15 protein-coding genes are annotated in these 13,695 nt (G+C 57.3%); 12 read left to right on the top strand and 3 right to left on the bottom strand.

The window, feature by feature from the left end:
* Positions 1–13: 13 nt before the first annotated feature.
* The 12 genes from ACRZ96_RS03795 (at position 14) to ACRZ96_RS03740 (ending at position 9,796) form a co-directional block, all read left to right on the top strand.
* Positions 14–322 carry a BMC domain-containing protein gene (locus ACRZ96_RS03795; RefSeq protein ID WP_170393275.1) on the top strand — a complete coding sequence of 103 codons (309 nt, stop codon included), beginning with the start codon at positions 14–16 and terminating at the stop codon, positions 320–322.
* A gap of 23 nt (positions 323–345) precedes the next feature.
* Positions 346–1,530, top strand: a complete 1,185-nt coding sequence (locus ACRZ96_RS03790) for a hypothetical protein (protein ID WP_480814243.1) — start codon at positions 346–348, stop codon at positions 1,528–1,530.
* Positions 1,530–2,909 (top strand): aldehyde dehydrogenase family protein, encoded by a 1,380-nt coding sequence (locus ACRZ96_RS03785; protein ID WP_170510285.1) that lies wholly within the window; start codon positions 1,530–1,532, stop codon positions 2,907–2,909. The genes ACRZ96_RS03790 and ACRZ96_RS03785 overlap by 1 nt, the downstream gene beginning before the upstream one ends.
* On the top strand, positions 2,906–3,529 hold the full coding sequence (locus tag ACRZ96_RS03780; RefSeq protein WP_170563025.1) for a BMC domain-containing protein: 624 nt from the start codon (positions 2,906–2,908) through the stop codon (positions 3,527–3,529). Before ACRZ96_RS03785 ends, ACRZ96_RS03780 begins: the two co-directional genes overlap by 4 nt.
* On the top strand, positions 3,529–4,710 hold the full coding sequence (locus ACRZ96_RS03775; protein ID WP_480814242.1) for a malate dehydrogenase: 1,182 nt from the start codon (positions 3,529–3,531) through the stop codon (positions 4,708–4,710). The genes ACRZ96_RS03780 and ACRZ96_RS03775 overlap by 1 nt, the downstream gene beginning before the upstream one ends.
* Positions 4,707–5,117 carry a Rid family hydrolase gene (locus ACRZ96_RS03770; protein ID WP_480561597.1) on the top strand — a complete coding sequence of 137 codons (411 nt, stop codon included), beginning with the start codon at positions 4,707–4,709 and terminating at the stop codon, positions 5,115–5,117. The genes ACRZ96_RS03775 and ACRZ96_RS03770 overlap by 4 nt, the downstream gene beginning before the upstream one ends.
* Positions 5,118–5,213: 96 nt before the next feature.
* Positions 5,214–6,494, top strand: a complete 1,281-nt coding sequence (locus ACRZ96_RS03765; RefSeq protein WP_480814241.1) for an ABC transporter substrate-binding protein — start codon at positions 5,214–5,216, stop codon at positions 6,492–6,494.
* Positions 6,495–6,559: 65 nt separating this feature from the next.
* Positions 6,560–7,411: a branched-chain amino acid ABC transporter permease gene (locus ACRZ96_RS03760; RefSeq protein ID WP_170510277.1), complete on the top strand. Its 852-nt coding sequence runs from the start codon at positions 6,560–6,562 to the stop codon at positions 7,409–7,411.
* Between the two features lie 2 nt (positions 7,412–7,413).
* The gene (locus ACRZ96_RS03755; protein WP_480814240.1) at positions 7,414–8,088 is read left to right on the top strand and encodes a branched-chain amino acid ABC transporter permease; all 675 of its coding nucleotides are present in this window, start codon (positions 7,414–7,416) and stop codon (positions 8,086–8,088) included.
* An 18-nt stretch (positions 8,089–8,106) separates the two neighbouring features.
* Positions 8,107–8,361 carry a hypothetical protein gene (locus tag ACRZ96_RS03750; RefSeq protein ID WP_480814239.1) on the top strand — a complete coding sequence of 85 codons (255 nt, stop codon included), beginning with the start codon at positions 8,107–8,109 and terminating at the stop codon, positions 8,359–8,361.
* Entirely contained in the window at positions 8,358–9,089 is a 732-nt protein-coding gene (locus ACRZ96_RS03745; RefSeq protein ID WP_170393267.1) for an ABC transporter ATP-binding protein, read from the top strand. Before ACRZ96_RS03750 ends, ACRZ96_RS03745 begins: the two co-directional genes overlap by 4 nt.
* Entirely contained in the window at positions 9,089–9,796 is a 708-nt protein-coding gene (locus ACRZ96_RS03740) for an ABC transporter ATP-binding protein (protein ID WP_170393266.1), read from the top strand. Before ACRZ96_RS03745 ends, ACRZ96_RS03740 begins: the two co-directional genes overlap by 1 nt.
* A gap of 7 nt (positions 9,797–9,803) precedes the next feature.
* Here ACRZ96_RS03740 and ACRZ96_RS03735 read toward each other — a convergent pair whose 3' ends face one another.
* The 3 genes from ACRZ96_RS03735 to ACRZ96_RS03725 all read right to left on the bottom strand — a co-directional run bounded on the left by ACRZ96_RS03735 (position 9,804) and on the right by ACRZ96_RS03725 (position 13,596).
* Positions 9,804–10,556, bottom strand: coding sequence for an outer membrane protein (locus tag ACRZ96_RS03735; protein WP_255612112.1), 753 nt, complete (start codon positions 10,554–10,556; stop codon positions 9,804–9,806).
* A gap of 82 nt (positions 10,557–10,638) precedes the next feature.
* Positions 10,639–11,883: a DUF3179 domain-containing (seleno)protein gene (locus ACRZ96_RS03730; protein WP_480704653.1), complete on the bottom strand. Its 1,245-nt coding sequence runs from the start codon at positions 11,881–11,883 to the stop codon at positions 10,639–10,641.
* Positions 11,884–11,928: 45 nt separating this feature from the next.
* Positions 11,929–13,596, bottom strand: a complete 1,668-nt coding sequence (locus ACRZ96_RS03725) for a sulfatase-like hydrolase/transferase (RefSeq protein ID WP_480704655.1) — start codon at positions 13,594–13,596, stop codon at positions 11,929–11,931.
* Between the last annotated feature and the right edge of the window lie 99 nt (positions 13,597–13,695).

Below are 13,695 nucleotides of genomic sequence, written 5' to 3'. Positions count from 1 at the left end.
GGAGGAACGAAAAATGGCGAAACCAGTGGCGGGGCAAATGGCCCTGGGCATGATCGAAACGCGCGGACTGGTCGGCGCGATCGAAGCGGCAGATGCGATGGTCAAGGCGGCCAGCGTTTCGATTGTCGGCCAAACCAAGGCTGGCGGAGGCCTAGTCACCACCCTTGTGCGTGGTGAAGTCGGCGCAGTCAAAGCCGCCGCGGATGCCGGTGCGACAGCGGCAAACAAAGTGGGTGAAGTCGTATCCGTCCACGTGATCGCGCGCCCACATGATGAACTTGAGGCCATAATCGACAGCCTTGGTGCTGGCTCTGCGGCTTAATCCGTCTGTCTTGAGGAGACGCTATGTCAGCCGGTTTCGAGGAATTCACACGTGCAGCGACACGTGGCTCAACCCGGGGTGCACCTGAACATCCCAAGCTCGACCGGATATCGGTGTTGGGCGGCGGGGCTGATGCACGCCTGTTGGCCGCTCTTTGCCTTGCCGAAGGGGCTGAGGTCACCTTGTTTTCGGCCTATGGGGCCGAACTGTCGCTGTTGGCCCAGTCCTCGGGCATTTCGCTTCGCGGTGAAGGTCCGGTCGGGACCTATCAAGTCGATCGGGATGGGCCGTCGGTGCGCACAACCGCTGAGCTGGATGCAGCGGTGCGCGATGCACAGGTGATATTCCTGACCGGACCGCTTCACAAACAGCGCACTTATGCGATGGTGCTGGCCGATCACCTCAGCGACGGGCAAATCTTGGTCCTTGCGCCGGGACGATCTCTCGGGGCTGTGGAAACAGCCTGGTTGTTGCGGATCGGAGGCTGCGCGGCGGACGTCACGCTGGTTGAGGTTCAGGGTCTGCCATACTGGTTCCGTTCCGAGGGCGCAGCTTTGACGCTTTCACAGGCGGCACCGATGGCTGCGGCAACCTTGCCGCGCGGTCGGGAAGAGGTTCTGGACGCCGTGTCCGCCTATTTGTCCAACGTTCAGGCGGTCGACTCGGTTTTGTCGTGCGGCTTCAACGATCTGTCGGCCGCAGTCGAGATACCTGCGCTGATCCTCGGCGGTGCCGCAATGGGGACAGGTGGTCCTGACATTCCAATGGGTGGTGTTCAGCTTGAGGATAACCAGACCTTTGCGTCTCTGATTGGTCCGGACCAGACGGAGGTCATTCAGGGGCTTGCAGACGAACGGCGACGCATTGCTGCTGCGTTTGGAGTTCGCAACCTGCCGGAGACAGGGCTGTGGATAGCCACCTTTGCCGGCGCCGAACGTGGCTCGGGCGCGCGTCCGATCCCGGATCAGCAAACGTCGCGCGGTATGATGCGGGATGGGGTGTTGGGCTCGCTTGTACCTTTGGTCTCAGCGGGTGAGCTTGCGGGTATCCCGAGCCCGCTGACGAACAGCCTGATCGCGATGTCCGACCGAATTTTGGGGGCGGATGTGGCTGCCGCCGGACGGCGCCTCGAAGCCATAGGGGTTTCAGCGGGCGACGTTGATCAAGCGCGCCGTATCTTTGACACCATCGTCACCGGAGCTTCTTGATGGATGCAGATCTGAAATCAATCGCCGCCGCACGGCGTGCCGCAGATAGCGCTTTCGAGGCTTATCGCGCCTTTCTGGGCACCGACCCGGCGCAGGTAGACGCAATAGTCGACGCCATGGCGCGCGCCATCGAGCCCGAGGCCGAACGGCTGGGGCAAATGGCCGTCGAGGAAACCGGATATGGGAATGTGCCGGACAAGCGCGTCAAGAACCTGTTCAACGCGCTTTCAGTCGCGGATTATCTAAGAGATGTGACAACGCTGGGATTGCTTTGGCGCGATGATGCGACAAAGATCGCAGCCTTCGGTGAACCGATGGGCGTTGTGGCAGCTCTGATCCCGGTGACGAACCCCACTTCAACGATCATCTACAAAGTGCTTTCTGCGGTGAAGGCAGGCAATGCGATCGTGTGTGCGCCGCATCCGCGTGGTGTGAGTTGTGGCATCGAAACGGTGCGAATTATGGCGCGCGTGGCTGAACAAATGGGTGCGCCCAAGGGTCTAATCCAATGTCTGGATTCCGTGACAATTCAGGGCACAGCCGAGTTGATGAAACATCGCCGCACCTCGGTTGTGATGGCAACCGGTGGTCCGGCCATGGTCAAAGCGGCGTATTCCAGCGGCAAACCCACGCTCGCGGTCGGTGCGGGCAACGTGCCGTGTTACGTACACAAGTCGAAAGCACGCGATCTGGCGGAAGTCGCCGAGATGATCGTGACGTCGAAGAGCTTTGACTACGGGACCGCCTGCGTCAGTGAGCAGGCCGTCGTTGCCGACCCAGAAATCGCACGTGATTTGCGCCACGAGCTTAAATTGAAAGGTGCCTATTTCTGCACTCCGGCCGAGGCGGATCGACTTGCCGGGGTGATCTTCAAGGGCGTGCAGGCCATGGACCCTGAGAAAGTGGGGCAAAGCCCGCAGGCGCTGGCTGACGCTGCTGGTTTTTCCATCCCCCCACGCACCCGGTGCCTTGTTTCGGAAGAGACTGAAGTAGGCTGGAAACGCCCGCTGTCTGCAGAAAAGCTGAACCCCGTTCTGGCGTTCTACGCGGCGAAATCCACAGACCATGGGATCGATCTGGCGCAATCCATCGCCAAGTTCGAAGGCTGGGGTCATTCCTCAGTCATCCATTCGGACGACCCTGAGATCGTGGCCCGTTTTGCCACCGTGCCGACGGGTCGGGTTCTGGTGAACACGCCGGGCATCATGGGCGGTATGGGATATTCGACTGATCTGGAACCTTCCTTCATGCTGGGCACGGGTACTTGGTCGGGGTCGATCACCTCGGACAACGTGACAGCCCTGCATCTCATCAACATCAAACGGGTTGCCTACGAAAGCAGGCCCTGGCGCGACATTTACGAGGAGTATGGCGCATGAGCGAGATCACGATCCGGGCGCTGATGCAGATCGACAACCTGCAACCAAAATTCGCCGCCTATAACGGTGCGACGGTGCAAGGGTCGGTGCCCTTGTCCGGGGATACGGTTTTGATCGGAGAGTTTGCGCCGGGTAACGGAGTATTCTCGCTGATCGACCGGGCGCTCAAGGCATCTTCGGTTGAGGCGACAACACAGATGGTCGAGCGCGAGTTCGGGTTCTTTATCCTGCGGTCTCCGTCGAATGCGGAGGTGTCCGCCGCGCGCGATGCGATGCTGGCCGAGCTCGGCGCAACAATGTCTGACCGGTTGAAACCGGCGATCAGTTCCACGCAGATTATCACCAGCGTCGAACCCTATCAGGCGCAACTGCTGAACAAATGGCGCAAGGGGGCTCTGATCGTTCCAGGGCAGACGTTGGGCATCGTCGAATGTGCCCCGGCTGCTTATATCTCGATTGCCGCGAATGAAGCGGAGAAGGCAGCAGAGATCGATATTGTCGAAGTGCGCGCCGTGGGGCGATTTGGCCGCCTGTTCATCTCGGGGTCTGAAAACTCGGTCAAGACCGCCGTCGAGGCCGCAACCCGCGCGATAGAGGCGGTGGACGGGCGAGCCAACTGATGGCAGCGCCGCGCGTTATAGGTTCAGAGGCGGTTGAAGATGCCCGCCGTCGCGGTCGGATCGTGTTTGAAGTCCTGCCCGACGATATCGTGACGGCCTTGGCACGCGAAACTGCCGAGCGTGTTGGCATAAAGCTTGTCGACGGACCGCTGGAAAAGCCACAACCAACGCGTACAGACGCTGCTATTTCAATGCAGCGGGTGTTGTATCGCCGCTCGCCAAAATGGGTTGCTCCGGTGCGTGCGAAACACAAGGCCCGAAGGCTTGGCAAACTTGCCATGATCGGGGCAGGGGGCGTCGGGGGCAATGTGGCGCATCTGGCGGCGATGCAGGATATCGCGGATGAGATCGCGCTGATCGATATTGCGCCCGGAATGGCCGCTGCTACGGCGTTGGATCTGAACCACACGTCAGGCATTACCGGCGCACGGGCACGATGTGTTGGTGGCGAGTCGCTGGACCTTGTGTCAGGGGCTGAGGTGGTCGTGGTAACCGCAGGCCGTGTCCGGCGTCCGGGTATGAGCCGCGCGGATCTGATCGACGTGAATGCGCGCGTGATCCGCCAGGCCGCTGAGGCCATACGCTCCGCTGCGCCTGATTCCATCGTCATCGTGGTGACCAATCCGCTTGACGAAATGACCGTAGAAATGCTGCGCGCAACCGGGTTCCCTCGTGAAAGAGTGCTGGGCATGGCCGGTACTCTGGACAGCAGCCGGTTTCGCAACGCCCTTGCTATGGCTGCGGGAGTAGCGCCCGCTGATGTCGAGGCCTTCACGCTCGGAAGCCACGGGGACGAGATGGCGCCAATCCCAAGCCGGGCCAAAATTAAGGGCAGGGCATTGGATGTGTTTTTATCGCCTGATCAGATTGAGGCTTGCGTTCAGGACGCCGTGACCGGCGGTGGGCAGGTAGTTGCCCTGAAGAAATCCGGTTCCGCAACCATAGCACCGGCGCACGCGTCGATCGAGTTGATCGACCATATCCGGGGCGCACGCACCGGCCCGGTTCCGGTCTCGGTCATGTTGCAGGGGGAATATGGCATCGATGGGGTTGTGCTTGGTGTTCCTGCCCATCTGGGGTCTTCCGGGTTGGTCGAAGTCGAGGAGTTGCGGCTGACCGATCAAGAACAAGCAGCCTTGCAGAAAGCGGCGGATGCCATCCGATCGAGGTTAGGCCTGTGACCCTCCGCATCTGGAAGTCAGGCGGGCGGTTCGAAGAAGTTGCGTCTTATTCCCGCGCAAAGCGCATCGGTCCCTTCGTTTGGGTCGCAGGGACCACAGCGATCGAACCCAGCGGGCGTATTCATGCGCCAGGAGATGTGGGCGCCCAGACAAAATACATTCTGTCCCGTATAGAAGAGGCGCTTAAGGCCGTCGGTGCCGAGATGCGCCATGTAGGCCGGGTTCGCGCCTATCTGACCGATCTGTCGCGCGCGGGTGAATTCGCGAGCGTTCACGGAGAGGTATTCAAAGATATCGATCCTGTTCTGACAGCCGTTCAAGCCGGGCTGACGCAACCCGGTTTGACGGTGGAAATCGATGTGGATGCGGTGATTCACGACGAAAACGGCGAAATCAGCGGAATCTGAACATGAGTCATCAAGAAAGGATTTGATCGAACTATCGTCTTGTGTACTGTATACAGAATACAAGAAGGGCACAATAAGACACAGGGAGCTAATGTGATGATCAAGACAGCGCTACTCAGCGGAGCATGTATCGCGCTTGTGGCCTCGGCGGCCGCAGCTGAAATCAAGGTGGGCTTTATTGGATCTCTTTCCTCAGACACCGGTCTGTCGACGCTGCGTGGTGCAGAGATCGCGATTGAAGAGCTTAATGCGAATGGCGGCGTTATGGGGGAACAGATCACGCTGGTGTCTGCCGATACCGGTCAGGACCCGACTGAAGGTGTGCGGGCCTATGAATATCTGGCGGAAACCGAGGAAGTAGATTTCATCATCTCAGGCTCTATCGATGATGTTTCGCTGGGCTGGCTGCCGCGAATGCAGGAATACCGGATTCCGACGCTGGACACGTGGACGTCATATATCGGCATCATCGACATGGTGGTCGAAGATCCCGAAAGCATGGCACCATATTTCATGAACATCGCCTCAGACGAGGCGCTTGCCACGCTTTATATCAATTTCGGTGCGGATGTTCTGAAGGAAAAGATGGGTTGGGATTCCGTTGTCATTCTGGCTGAGGATACGGCATTTGGCGAAGCGATCACCGGATTGGTGACCGAGGCGCTTGCGCCGGTTGCGGGGATCGAGGTCAAGGACATCATCACCTATGATGTTGCCACCGTTGATTTCGCGCCGATCTTCAGCCGCGCGCAGGATACAGGGGCGGATTTCATCTACCAGGTCTCATCCGTAAATTCTCAGGTGGTCTCGTCGCAATATGTGAAACTGCAGGTGCCCATGGCGATGACAGGCGTGAACGTAGCTGCATTGGGTATGGAATATTGGGAAGACACTGGCGGAGCCGGGGGCGGCATCTCGACCCTGTCACCGATCCCGTCTGTAGGGTTCAAACTTGACCCGGCAAGCCAGACCTTTGTCGACACCTATCAGGCCAAGTATGACAGCCGCCCACTGCTGCCGCATTTCAATGGGTTCAACGCCTATCACGGGCTGAAGCAGGCCATGGCTGCCGCGGAAGAGGCGGGTGGCTTCGACAATGTCGAAGGCTGGGCCGATGCCATGAAGAAGCAGGATCTGGTTCTTGAGATGGATGGTCAGCTTTGGCTGCGCTATGCCTTCTGGGGCGATGATGAGGTCGAGCCTGTGACAGGCCGCACCTATCCCCACAACATTCGCTTTGATCTTTCCGAGCCGTTTGATGATGCGGCCCCGTCAATGGTCGTGGTCCAGTGGTACGAAGACGGCACTGCCGCAGTTGTGTACCCCGAGAAATACGCGACGGGCGAGTTCACGCTGCCCAGCTGGGTAAAGCCATAAACCTGCCCCAACCATAGCTTGAAACGGGTGCGCGGCGACGCGCACTCGCAGCCAAGGATCCACACATGTTGCAGATACTGATTCAGGGGCTTTTGCTCAGCGGTCTCTACGCGCTCATCGCTATGGGGTTCACGCTGATCTTCAGCATAGGCCGCGTTCTGAATCTCGCCTATGGCGCCTATCTGATGGTCGGCGGCTACATTTACTTCTGGATATCGCAGTCACTTGGTATGCCTAAGCTTATGGGGGTTGCCGTGGCCGCTGCGCTGGGTGTGCTGATGGGAGTTCTGAAGTACCGTTTGATTGTCAAAACGCTCAAAGGGGATCACGTGGCCGTCGAGATTTCGACGCTGATCCTTGCGGTCGTCATTCAGGCCGGGATCGTTTTGGTCTTTGGCGACAGCAGCAAAATCCTTTTGCCGATTGTTCCCGGGGTGATCAATGTGGCCGGGGCCTCGGTCACGTATAACATCCTGATTGCAACCCTTATTAGCTGGGCAATTCTGCTAGGGCTCTATGCCTTTGTGCGGCTCACACATACCGGACGGGCGATGCAGGCGGTGTCGATGGATGCTAAAGGCGCTGCAATTTCCGGGATCGATCCGGATCGCATCAATCTGATCACCTGGGGTATCTCTGGCGCATTGGGCGCAATCGGAGGCGTCTTCTTTGCCAGCTACACTCAGCTATCGCCATCCATGTGGGTGGCTCCGCTAATCATTTCGGTGGCTGTGGTTATCGTTGGCGGGATCGGATCGATCCTGGGCACTTTGGTGGTGGCGCATATTGTGGGCTTCCTCGAAGTCATCGTTGTGGCGACGCTTGCACCTGAGTTGCGCGGTGTTTTCACGATGCTGTTGATCATCGGGGTGCTGGTCACGCGACCGCAGGGCCTGTTCGGCCGAGAGGAGCTGTGACGATGGGGCTACGCTGGTTTCACTTTGCACTCTGGGGTGGCTTGATCGTCGGAATGTTCCTGCTTCCGCAATTCGTCTCGAACGGGACGATGCGCACGATGATCTTTGCCAACTACCTGGCGATCTTCGCTATCAGCTGGGACGTGTTGTCTGGCCGAACAGGCTATGTGAGCTTTGGTCATCCGTTCCTGATCGGTATCGGGGCCTACACCACGGCAATCCTGACCAAGCGCTTTGACGTCGCTGTCGAAATCTCGATCCCGATCGCCGTACTTGTTACCATGATCGCAGGCCTATTGGTGCTGCTTCCAGCGCTGCGTATACGTGGAAGTTATTTTGCGCTCGTCACGCTGGCGTTCATGGAGTTGCTCTACCAACTGGTTCAGGTCATTCGCCCGGATCTGACTGGCGGAACGCGCGGCATGTCGGGTATTCAAACTCTGACGCGCGGCGCGGCGAACGGGTATTACCTGTCCACGACGCTGATGTTGGCAATCGCCGTCAGCATGTGGCTTTTGATGAAGACGCGACTAGGTACGGCCTTGTCTGCCATCGGAATGAACGAGGAAAGTGTGCGCGGTTCGGGCCTCAGCACCACGCGCCTCAAAGCTTTTGCCTTTCTGACAAGTGCGATGATCGCGGGCTTGGGTGGTGCCTTCTACGTTCACTATCTGTGATCGCTCGCGCCGCGTGCGTTGTTTGATATTAACTTCCTGTTCACAATCATCGTTGCGGCACTTCTGGGGGGAACCTCGACCATCATTGGCCCCATGATCGGCGCGTTCTTCATGACATTCCTGTTGGAGTATCTGCGACCGGTCCTTCCTGGCGCCGAACGGTATTTCGTCTACGGAGCCATAGCGCTGCTCCTCTATATGTATCAGCCGAAAGGCATTGTTGAGCTGGTTCGGCGTGGTTTCAAAGGCCTGGGCAAGGGGCGGACGACATGAGCGTGGCGTTACAGGTTTCAGGTCTGGTAAAACGTTTCGGCGGATTAGTCGCGACGAATGATCTTTCGTTTTCTCTCAAAGAGGGCGAGTCGCTTGGATTGATCGGTCCCAACGGGGCAGGCAAGACGACCGTGTTCAGCCAGATCATGGGTGAGTTGCGGCAAAACGGCGGAACGATCGAACTGTTCGGACAGGAAATCTCGACGCTGTCGACCCCGCAACGCATTCGGGCCGGGGTCAGCCGAACCTATCAGATCCCACGCCCGTTTGGTGATATGAGCGTTGCCGAAAATATCCGGGTTGGCCTAATGCCCGACAATATCTGGCAGATGATCGTCTCACCCCCAGATAAAGAACGTGAGCGAGAGCTTGCGCTCAGCGTCGGGTTTACAGAAGCGGATTTGAAACGAGCGCCAACAGAACTGGCCATGGGTGATCTGCGTAAACTTGAGATGGCGCGCACAATGGCAACCGCGCCCAAGGTGATGCTGCTGGATGAAGTGTTTGCGGGTCTCACCACAGGAGAGATCGCCCAAATCTCTGATCTCATTCAGTCGATGCGCAAAGATGGGATGACTTTTCTGATCGTCAGCCATGACTTGCCTGCGCTTGAGCCATTGGTCGACCGTGCGATCGCCATTGAACGGGGCACGATGATTGCCGAGGGCTCGTTCAGCGAAGTCATGAACGACAAGGCTGTTCAGGCCTCGTATCTGGGGGGCGCGTAATGTCTTATCTGGAAATCGAAAACCTGTCGGCATTCTATGGCAAGGCGCAAGCGCTGACCGACATCTCGATCACCGTCCAACCCGGTGAGATTGTCGCTGTGGTGGGTCCAAATGGGGCTGGAAAATCGACCTTGCTGGACAGCATCATGGGGCTAGTCAAAATCGAGGGCGATATCCGGCTCAGGGGGCACAGCCTTGCCGGTCGGACGCCTTCCGAAATTGTACGACATGGCGTGGGTTATGCGCCCGAACGCTTCAACCTGTTTCCCTATATGTCAGTGCGTGACAACCTAATGGTCGGTGCCTTCACGGCCCGCGAAGACATCCAGAGCAATCTGGCAATGGTACACAGCCTGTTCCCGCGTCTCGAAGAGAGGGAAGGGCAGGAGACCTCGACCCAGTCGGGCGGGGAACGTCAGATGGTCTCGTTCGGACGCGCGCTGATGACCAGCCCCGAGCTGTTGCTCGTCGACGAACCGACGATTGGTCTGGCCCCAAAAATCTGTCACGAAATCGCCGAGGTGGTGCGCAAGCTCAACAAGGAATACGGGCTGACAGTTGTAATCACCGAGCAAAACGCCAATTTCGCGCTTTCGCTTGCGAGCCGGATTTACGTGCTCGAGTCAGGACGCATGCAGACATCAGGCACCGCAGATGAGTTGCGGAATGATAAGCGATTGCTCGAGGCTTACTTTGGCGGTCACTAATAGCCGCTCAAAAGCGGTAAGTCGCGCCAATCAGTGGACCGGATTGGTCGAACTTGAAATCGTTTCCGTCGATGTCGTGGTCGAATGAGATATAGCGGTATCCACCGCGGATCAGCCAACGATCATTAATCGCATAGTCGGCTGTCAGCAGAACCTGCCATGTCTCGCTGCCACTGCGGAAGCCGCCATAGTCTACAAACCCAGTTCCTGACCATTTGTCCGAGAACTTGACGCGTGCGCGGGCCCCGATCACGGGATCGGTCCAGCTTGAATCAACCGTTGTTCGACGGCCGGGGGCCGCGCCTGGTTGCAATTCAAAGTCGGTTTCCGTGCTGAACCACCTGAATCCACCGACAATATCCACATTCGCGGTTTGATCCTCGTAGACCCTATAGCCGACATAGCCGCTGAGAAATTGCGTGGTAAAGGATGTGTCCAAGCCTGAGCTGGCAGGGCCGGGAGTGTCGCTGCTGAAAGACAGATTGGTATAGTTATAGTCGGCCAACAGGGACCACCGGCCATTTGTGGCGGCAAACGCGGCCATGAAAGCAAAATCGAGATTGTCCAACGCATCGGAAAAACTCAGGGTGCCATCCAGTGTACCCATCGGTGTGCTGAGTGAGGTCTCAGTTTCCGGCATGAAAAGATAGATTGAGGCCTCATATGACCAGTCCGACTGTTGGGCCAAGGCCATTGGTGCCATCGAACCTGCCATTGCGAGGCCAAGCGCCAATCCTGTCCACTTTACTGTCACATCCATTTTTCCGTCTCCCGCCAAGAACCTTGAATTGAAATTCCGTTGTCGCCTCATGCCAATCTAGCCAAGCGCATTGTTCGTTCTTTCATGCTGCCACGTCTTCGGATTTGCCTGCGCCGTCACCGACACGATTGATATCGGTGCTGGGAAAAAACTCGGACCAGACATGCCAGAACACGCCTGCGCGCAGGGTTTCGACCCGTTGCAGTTGGCCCTGATCAGACATTCCCCAAAAGTCACATTGGGTCACTGGCTGACCGCTGTCATTGTACCAAACACCCAAGCTTTCAAATTTTGGATCGAGGCTGACGACGATATCCCGCCCGCCGACACGCGCGTTGACGATCCAATCGTTGTCGACAACGAAATCGTCGGTCCAGCAGGTGGCATCCTGTCCGATTGTGATCCCCCAGACATAGGTTTTATTCGGCAGCCGATTGTCCGAACGGTCCATGTTGTCCATCACCGGAGCCTCTTCCTGATGCTGGCGGCCAATGCCCCAGCCGAACGTGATCTCGGTCATCATGTCCAGCAGCCGCAGCAAGGGGTTTGGGGAGGGTTTGTTCAAAAACACCTCGCCTTCCGGGAAAGCCTTTTGAAATCCACGGAAAGTCATCCGATAGGTTGGCCAGGGTGTCATCTGCGCTTCGGGCCGCAGAGGGCACGCGAGACCGTGTGCATTTGTGTCACGATCCGCTTCGCGAAAACCGTATATGTGCTGGATGGGCTCGCCAGTATCGTTGTCCCGCAGGATCAGGTTGTTGCCATGCTGGGCGAGAACCTCAAGGTTCAGCCGTTTGCCTTCGATGCTTGGCGCATAGCCCTGACCGAGATTGGCCATGGCGCAATAGGTCATCACGACGTCTTCTCCGCCCAGCCCTTTGTCGTCGCCCGCCAAATGTGGGCGCATGATTTGTGCATCAGGATGGGCTCGGGCATGGCCGTCATTCTCAATCACCATCACGGGGGCAGTCGGCCCGACATATTTGCGGGCCTCGTCGATGGGAAAATACTGCGCGTCATTTAGCTGATTTCTCAGACCTAGATGAACCCAGACATAGGGAAAGCCATAGAGAAGTAGAGCAAGTAAAGCGGCAATGAGCCACAGCCAGAACGGCCCGGCTCCCAGGGCGAAATGCGCGAGCGTTGCGAGAGCAAATGCGCCCAACCCGATGGCAATCAAGCGGTATTCATTGCGGATGAAACGCACCATATTCTCGCGCTTTACCTTCAACAGCATCTGGGACACGTCGCCCAAATCACGGAAGTAGACGAACCCGATCCCAAGTGATCCGATTAAACCCAGTGCGAATAGGAGTAATCCAAGCATGTGATGATCCTAGAAACTTGAGTGAATGACGACGGCGACACCGTGCTATTGCTGCGGGGATTGGCTTTTGATCAGGAAAGCCTCGACCGCTTGTTGGGTTTCGGGGCGCAGGTTCTCGATCCCTTCATAGGGCACGCCATACGCGGGTGGCGTGTCGGGGAATTTCTCTTTGCGGGCCATGTGTCGGCCAAGGATGCGTGCGAATTCCTGCCCGCCCCAGGCGCCAACCTCGGTCGAGACTGAATATTCCTCGCGCGTGTCCCGGTAGAGATCAAAGAACTTTGCCAGAATGGCGCTTTCCCCGGCTCCCGGCAGTTTGAGCTTAAGCTGGTCCTTCACGATCGCCTCGGGTTTGTTCACCGAATAGATGATCACGTGATCTCTGCGCGCTTTGGCTTCGTCCGCAAACAATAGCGCTGCGGATTGATCGACGCCATCCACCAGACGATCTCGCGGGATGTATTGCTCGGCCCCCGCAAAACGTGAAAGCGTTGTATATAGGTCCGACACGTGAATGATGCTGTTCAGCAAACCATCTGCCTGAATCATCCCCGGCCAGCGAATAAAGGCATCGACCCGAACGCCGCCCTCGGTCGTATCCCCTTTGCCACCAGCATATATCATCGGAGTATAGCCCGATTGCGGGGCGTATTTGGTAAAGTGGCCGTTGTCCCCCATAACGATGACGATGCTATTCTCGCTGACCCCCAACTCTGCCATGCTGGCGAACAAATCACCCAGCCATTGATCCAAAAGTTGCATCTTGTCGACATAGAGACCGCCATTCGCGCTTTCGGGACCAGAACGTCCGGCGCGGGTATTATCCAGAGGGATCATCGGCCAATACTGCAGGAAAAAGGGGGTATCGTCGCTGGCAAGACGTTCAAGCTCTGACAAGGTTTTGTCCTGAAAGGCCTGGTTCATCTCATCGTATTTGGCCGCATTCCAGCGCTCACCTGACTCCATCCGAATTTCGCGAATAGGACCGCCTGTTTCGCCTTCGATGACGGTCATCATCGCTGAGGCGTCCGGCCTGAACCAACCGTCCAACGTGTATTTGTCATCATAATCTCTTATCGCGACCGAGACCTGCTCTTTGATTGCATCATCATTAAAGATCGTCAGCTGACCCTGCTGGTGAATGGCGTGCTGCGCATAGTCAAAGCCTTGGTTCATCGCCCAACTTTCCGCGATATCCCCCATGTGCCACTTGCCAACATGGCTGGTTGCGTAACCAACCTGTTTCAGCACTTCGGCCAACGTCACTTCCTCCCCCGGCAGGCCAAAGCCGGCAATATCAACGGTGGTATCACCCATTCCCATGCGTACAGGCAGCCGCCCCGTCATTTGGGCGACGCGAGTAGGGGTGCAAGAGGGTTCGGTATACATCCGAACCATGCGCATCGCGTCGTCGGAGAAATCGTTGATATTCGGCGTCGAATAACCCCGAACGGCGTTCAACTCGGGTATCCCCATGTCGCCGAATCCCAGATCATCGATCAGAACGCTGATGATGTTCGGTGGCTTGCCGTTGTTGCCTTCGCGAAATGCAGCCAGGGCTTCATCCACAGCCATATCATCCTGAGCCCATTGCTCTGCGCGCTGTGCTTGCAAGATATAGAATTCGGCATCGTGTTGGATTGGGTTTTCTTGCGCGAACGTGCTGCGCGCGGCAAGGCCGACGAATAAAACCAATACCCCTGAAATCTTCATTCGATATCCCCCGATCGTGTACTGGGCGGAACGCAAACACTCCTGCCGCTGATTTCATATTAAAACATTATCATATTTAAACAGGAATTTCTGTAGCCT

It is taken from the genome of Ruegeria sp. CF1, assembly GCF_056537445.1.
The sequence above is the reverse complement of the archived record's forward strand: the minus strand, read 5'-3'. Positions and strand labels throughout refer to the sequence as shown.

Excerpts from the sequence above, each read along its gene's own strand:
- ACRZ96_RS03795 (WP_170393275.1), top strand. The coding sequence starts at position 14 with ATGGCGAAACCAGTGGCGGGGCAAATGGCCCTGGGCATGATCGAAACG.
- ACRZ96_RS03790 (WP_480814243.1), top strand. The coding sequence starts at position 346 with ATGTCAGCCGGTTTCGAGGAATTCACACGTGCAGCGACACGTGGCTCA.
- ACRZ96_RS03785 (WP_170510285.1), top strand. The coding sequence starts at position 1,530 with ATGGATGCAGATCTGAAATCAATCGCCGCCGCACGGCGTGCCGCAGAT.
- ACRZ96_RS03780 (WP_170563025.1), top strand. The coding sequence starts at position 2,906 with ATGAGCGAGATCACGATCCGGGCGCTGATGCAGATCGACAACCTGCAA.
- ACRZ96_RS03775 (WP_480814242.1), top strand. The coding sequence starts at position 3,529 with ATGGCAGCGCCGCGCGTTATAGGTTCAGAGGCGGTTGAAGATGCCCGC.
- ACRZ96_RS03765 (WP_480814241.1), top strand. The coding sequence starts at position 5,214 with ATGATCAAGACAGCGCTACTCAGCGGAGCATGTATCGCGCTTGTGGCC.
- ACRZ96_RS03760 (WP_170510277.1), top strand. The coding sequence starts at position 6,560 with ATGTTGCAGATACTGATTCAGGGGCTTTTGCTCAGCGGTCTCTACGCG.
- ACRZ96_RS03755 (WP_480814240.1), top strand. The coding sequence starts at position 7,414 with ATGGGGCTACGCTGGTTTCACTTTGCACTCTGGGGTGGCTTGATCGTC.
- ACRZ96_RS03745 (WP_170393267.1), top strand. The coding sequence starts at position 8,358 with ATGAGCGTGGCGTTACAGGTTTCAGGTCTGGTAAAACGTTTCGGCGGA.
- ACRZ96_RS03740 (WP_170393266.1), top strand. The coding sequence starts at position 9,089 with ATGTCTTATCTGGAAATCGAAAACCTGTCGGCATTCTATGGCAAGGCG.
- ACRZ96_RS03735 (WP_255612112.1), bottom strand. The coding sequence starts at position 10,556 with ATGGATGTGACAGTAAAGTGGACAGGATTGGCGCTTGGCCTCGCAATG.
- ACRZ96_RS03730 (WP_480704653.1), bottom strand. The coding sequence starts at position 11,883 with ATGCTTGGATTACTCCTATTCGCACTGGGTTTAATCGGATCACTTGGG.
- ACRZ96_RS03725 (WP_480704655.1), bottom strand. The coding sequence starts at position 13,596 with ATGAAGATTTCAGGGGTATTGGTTTTATTCGTCGGCCTTGCCGCGCGC.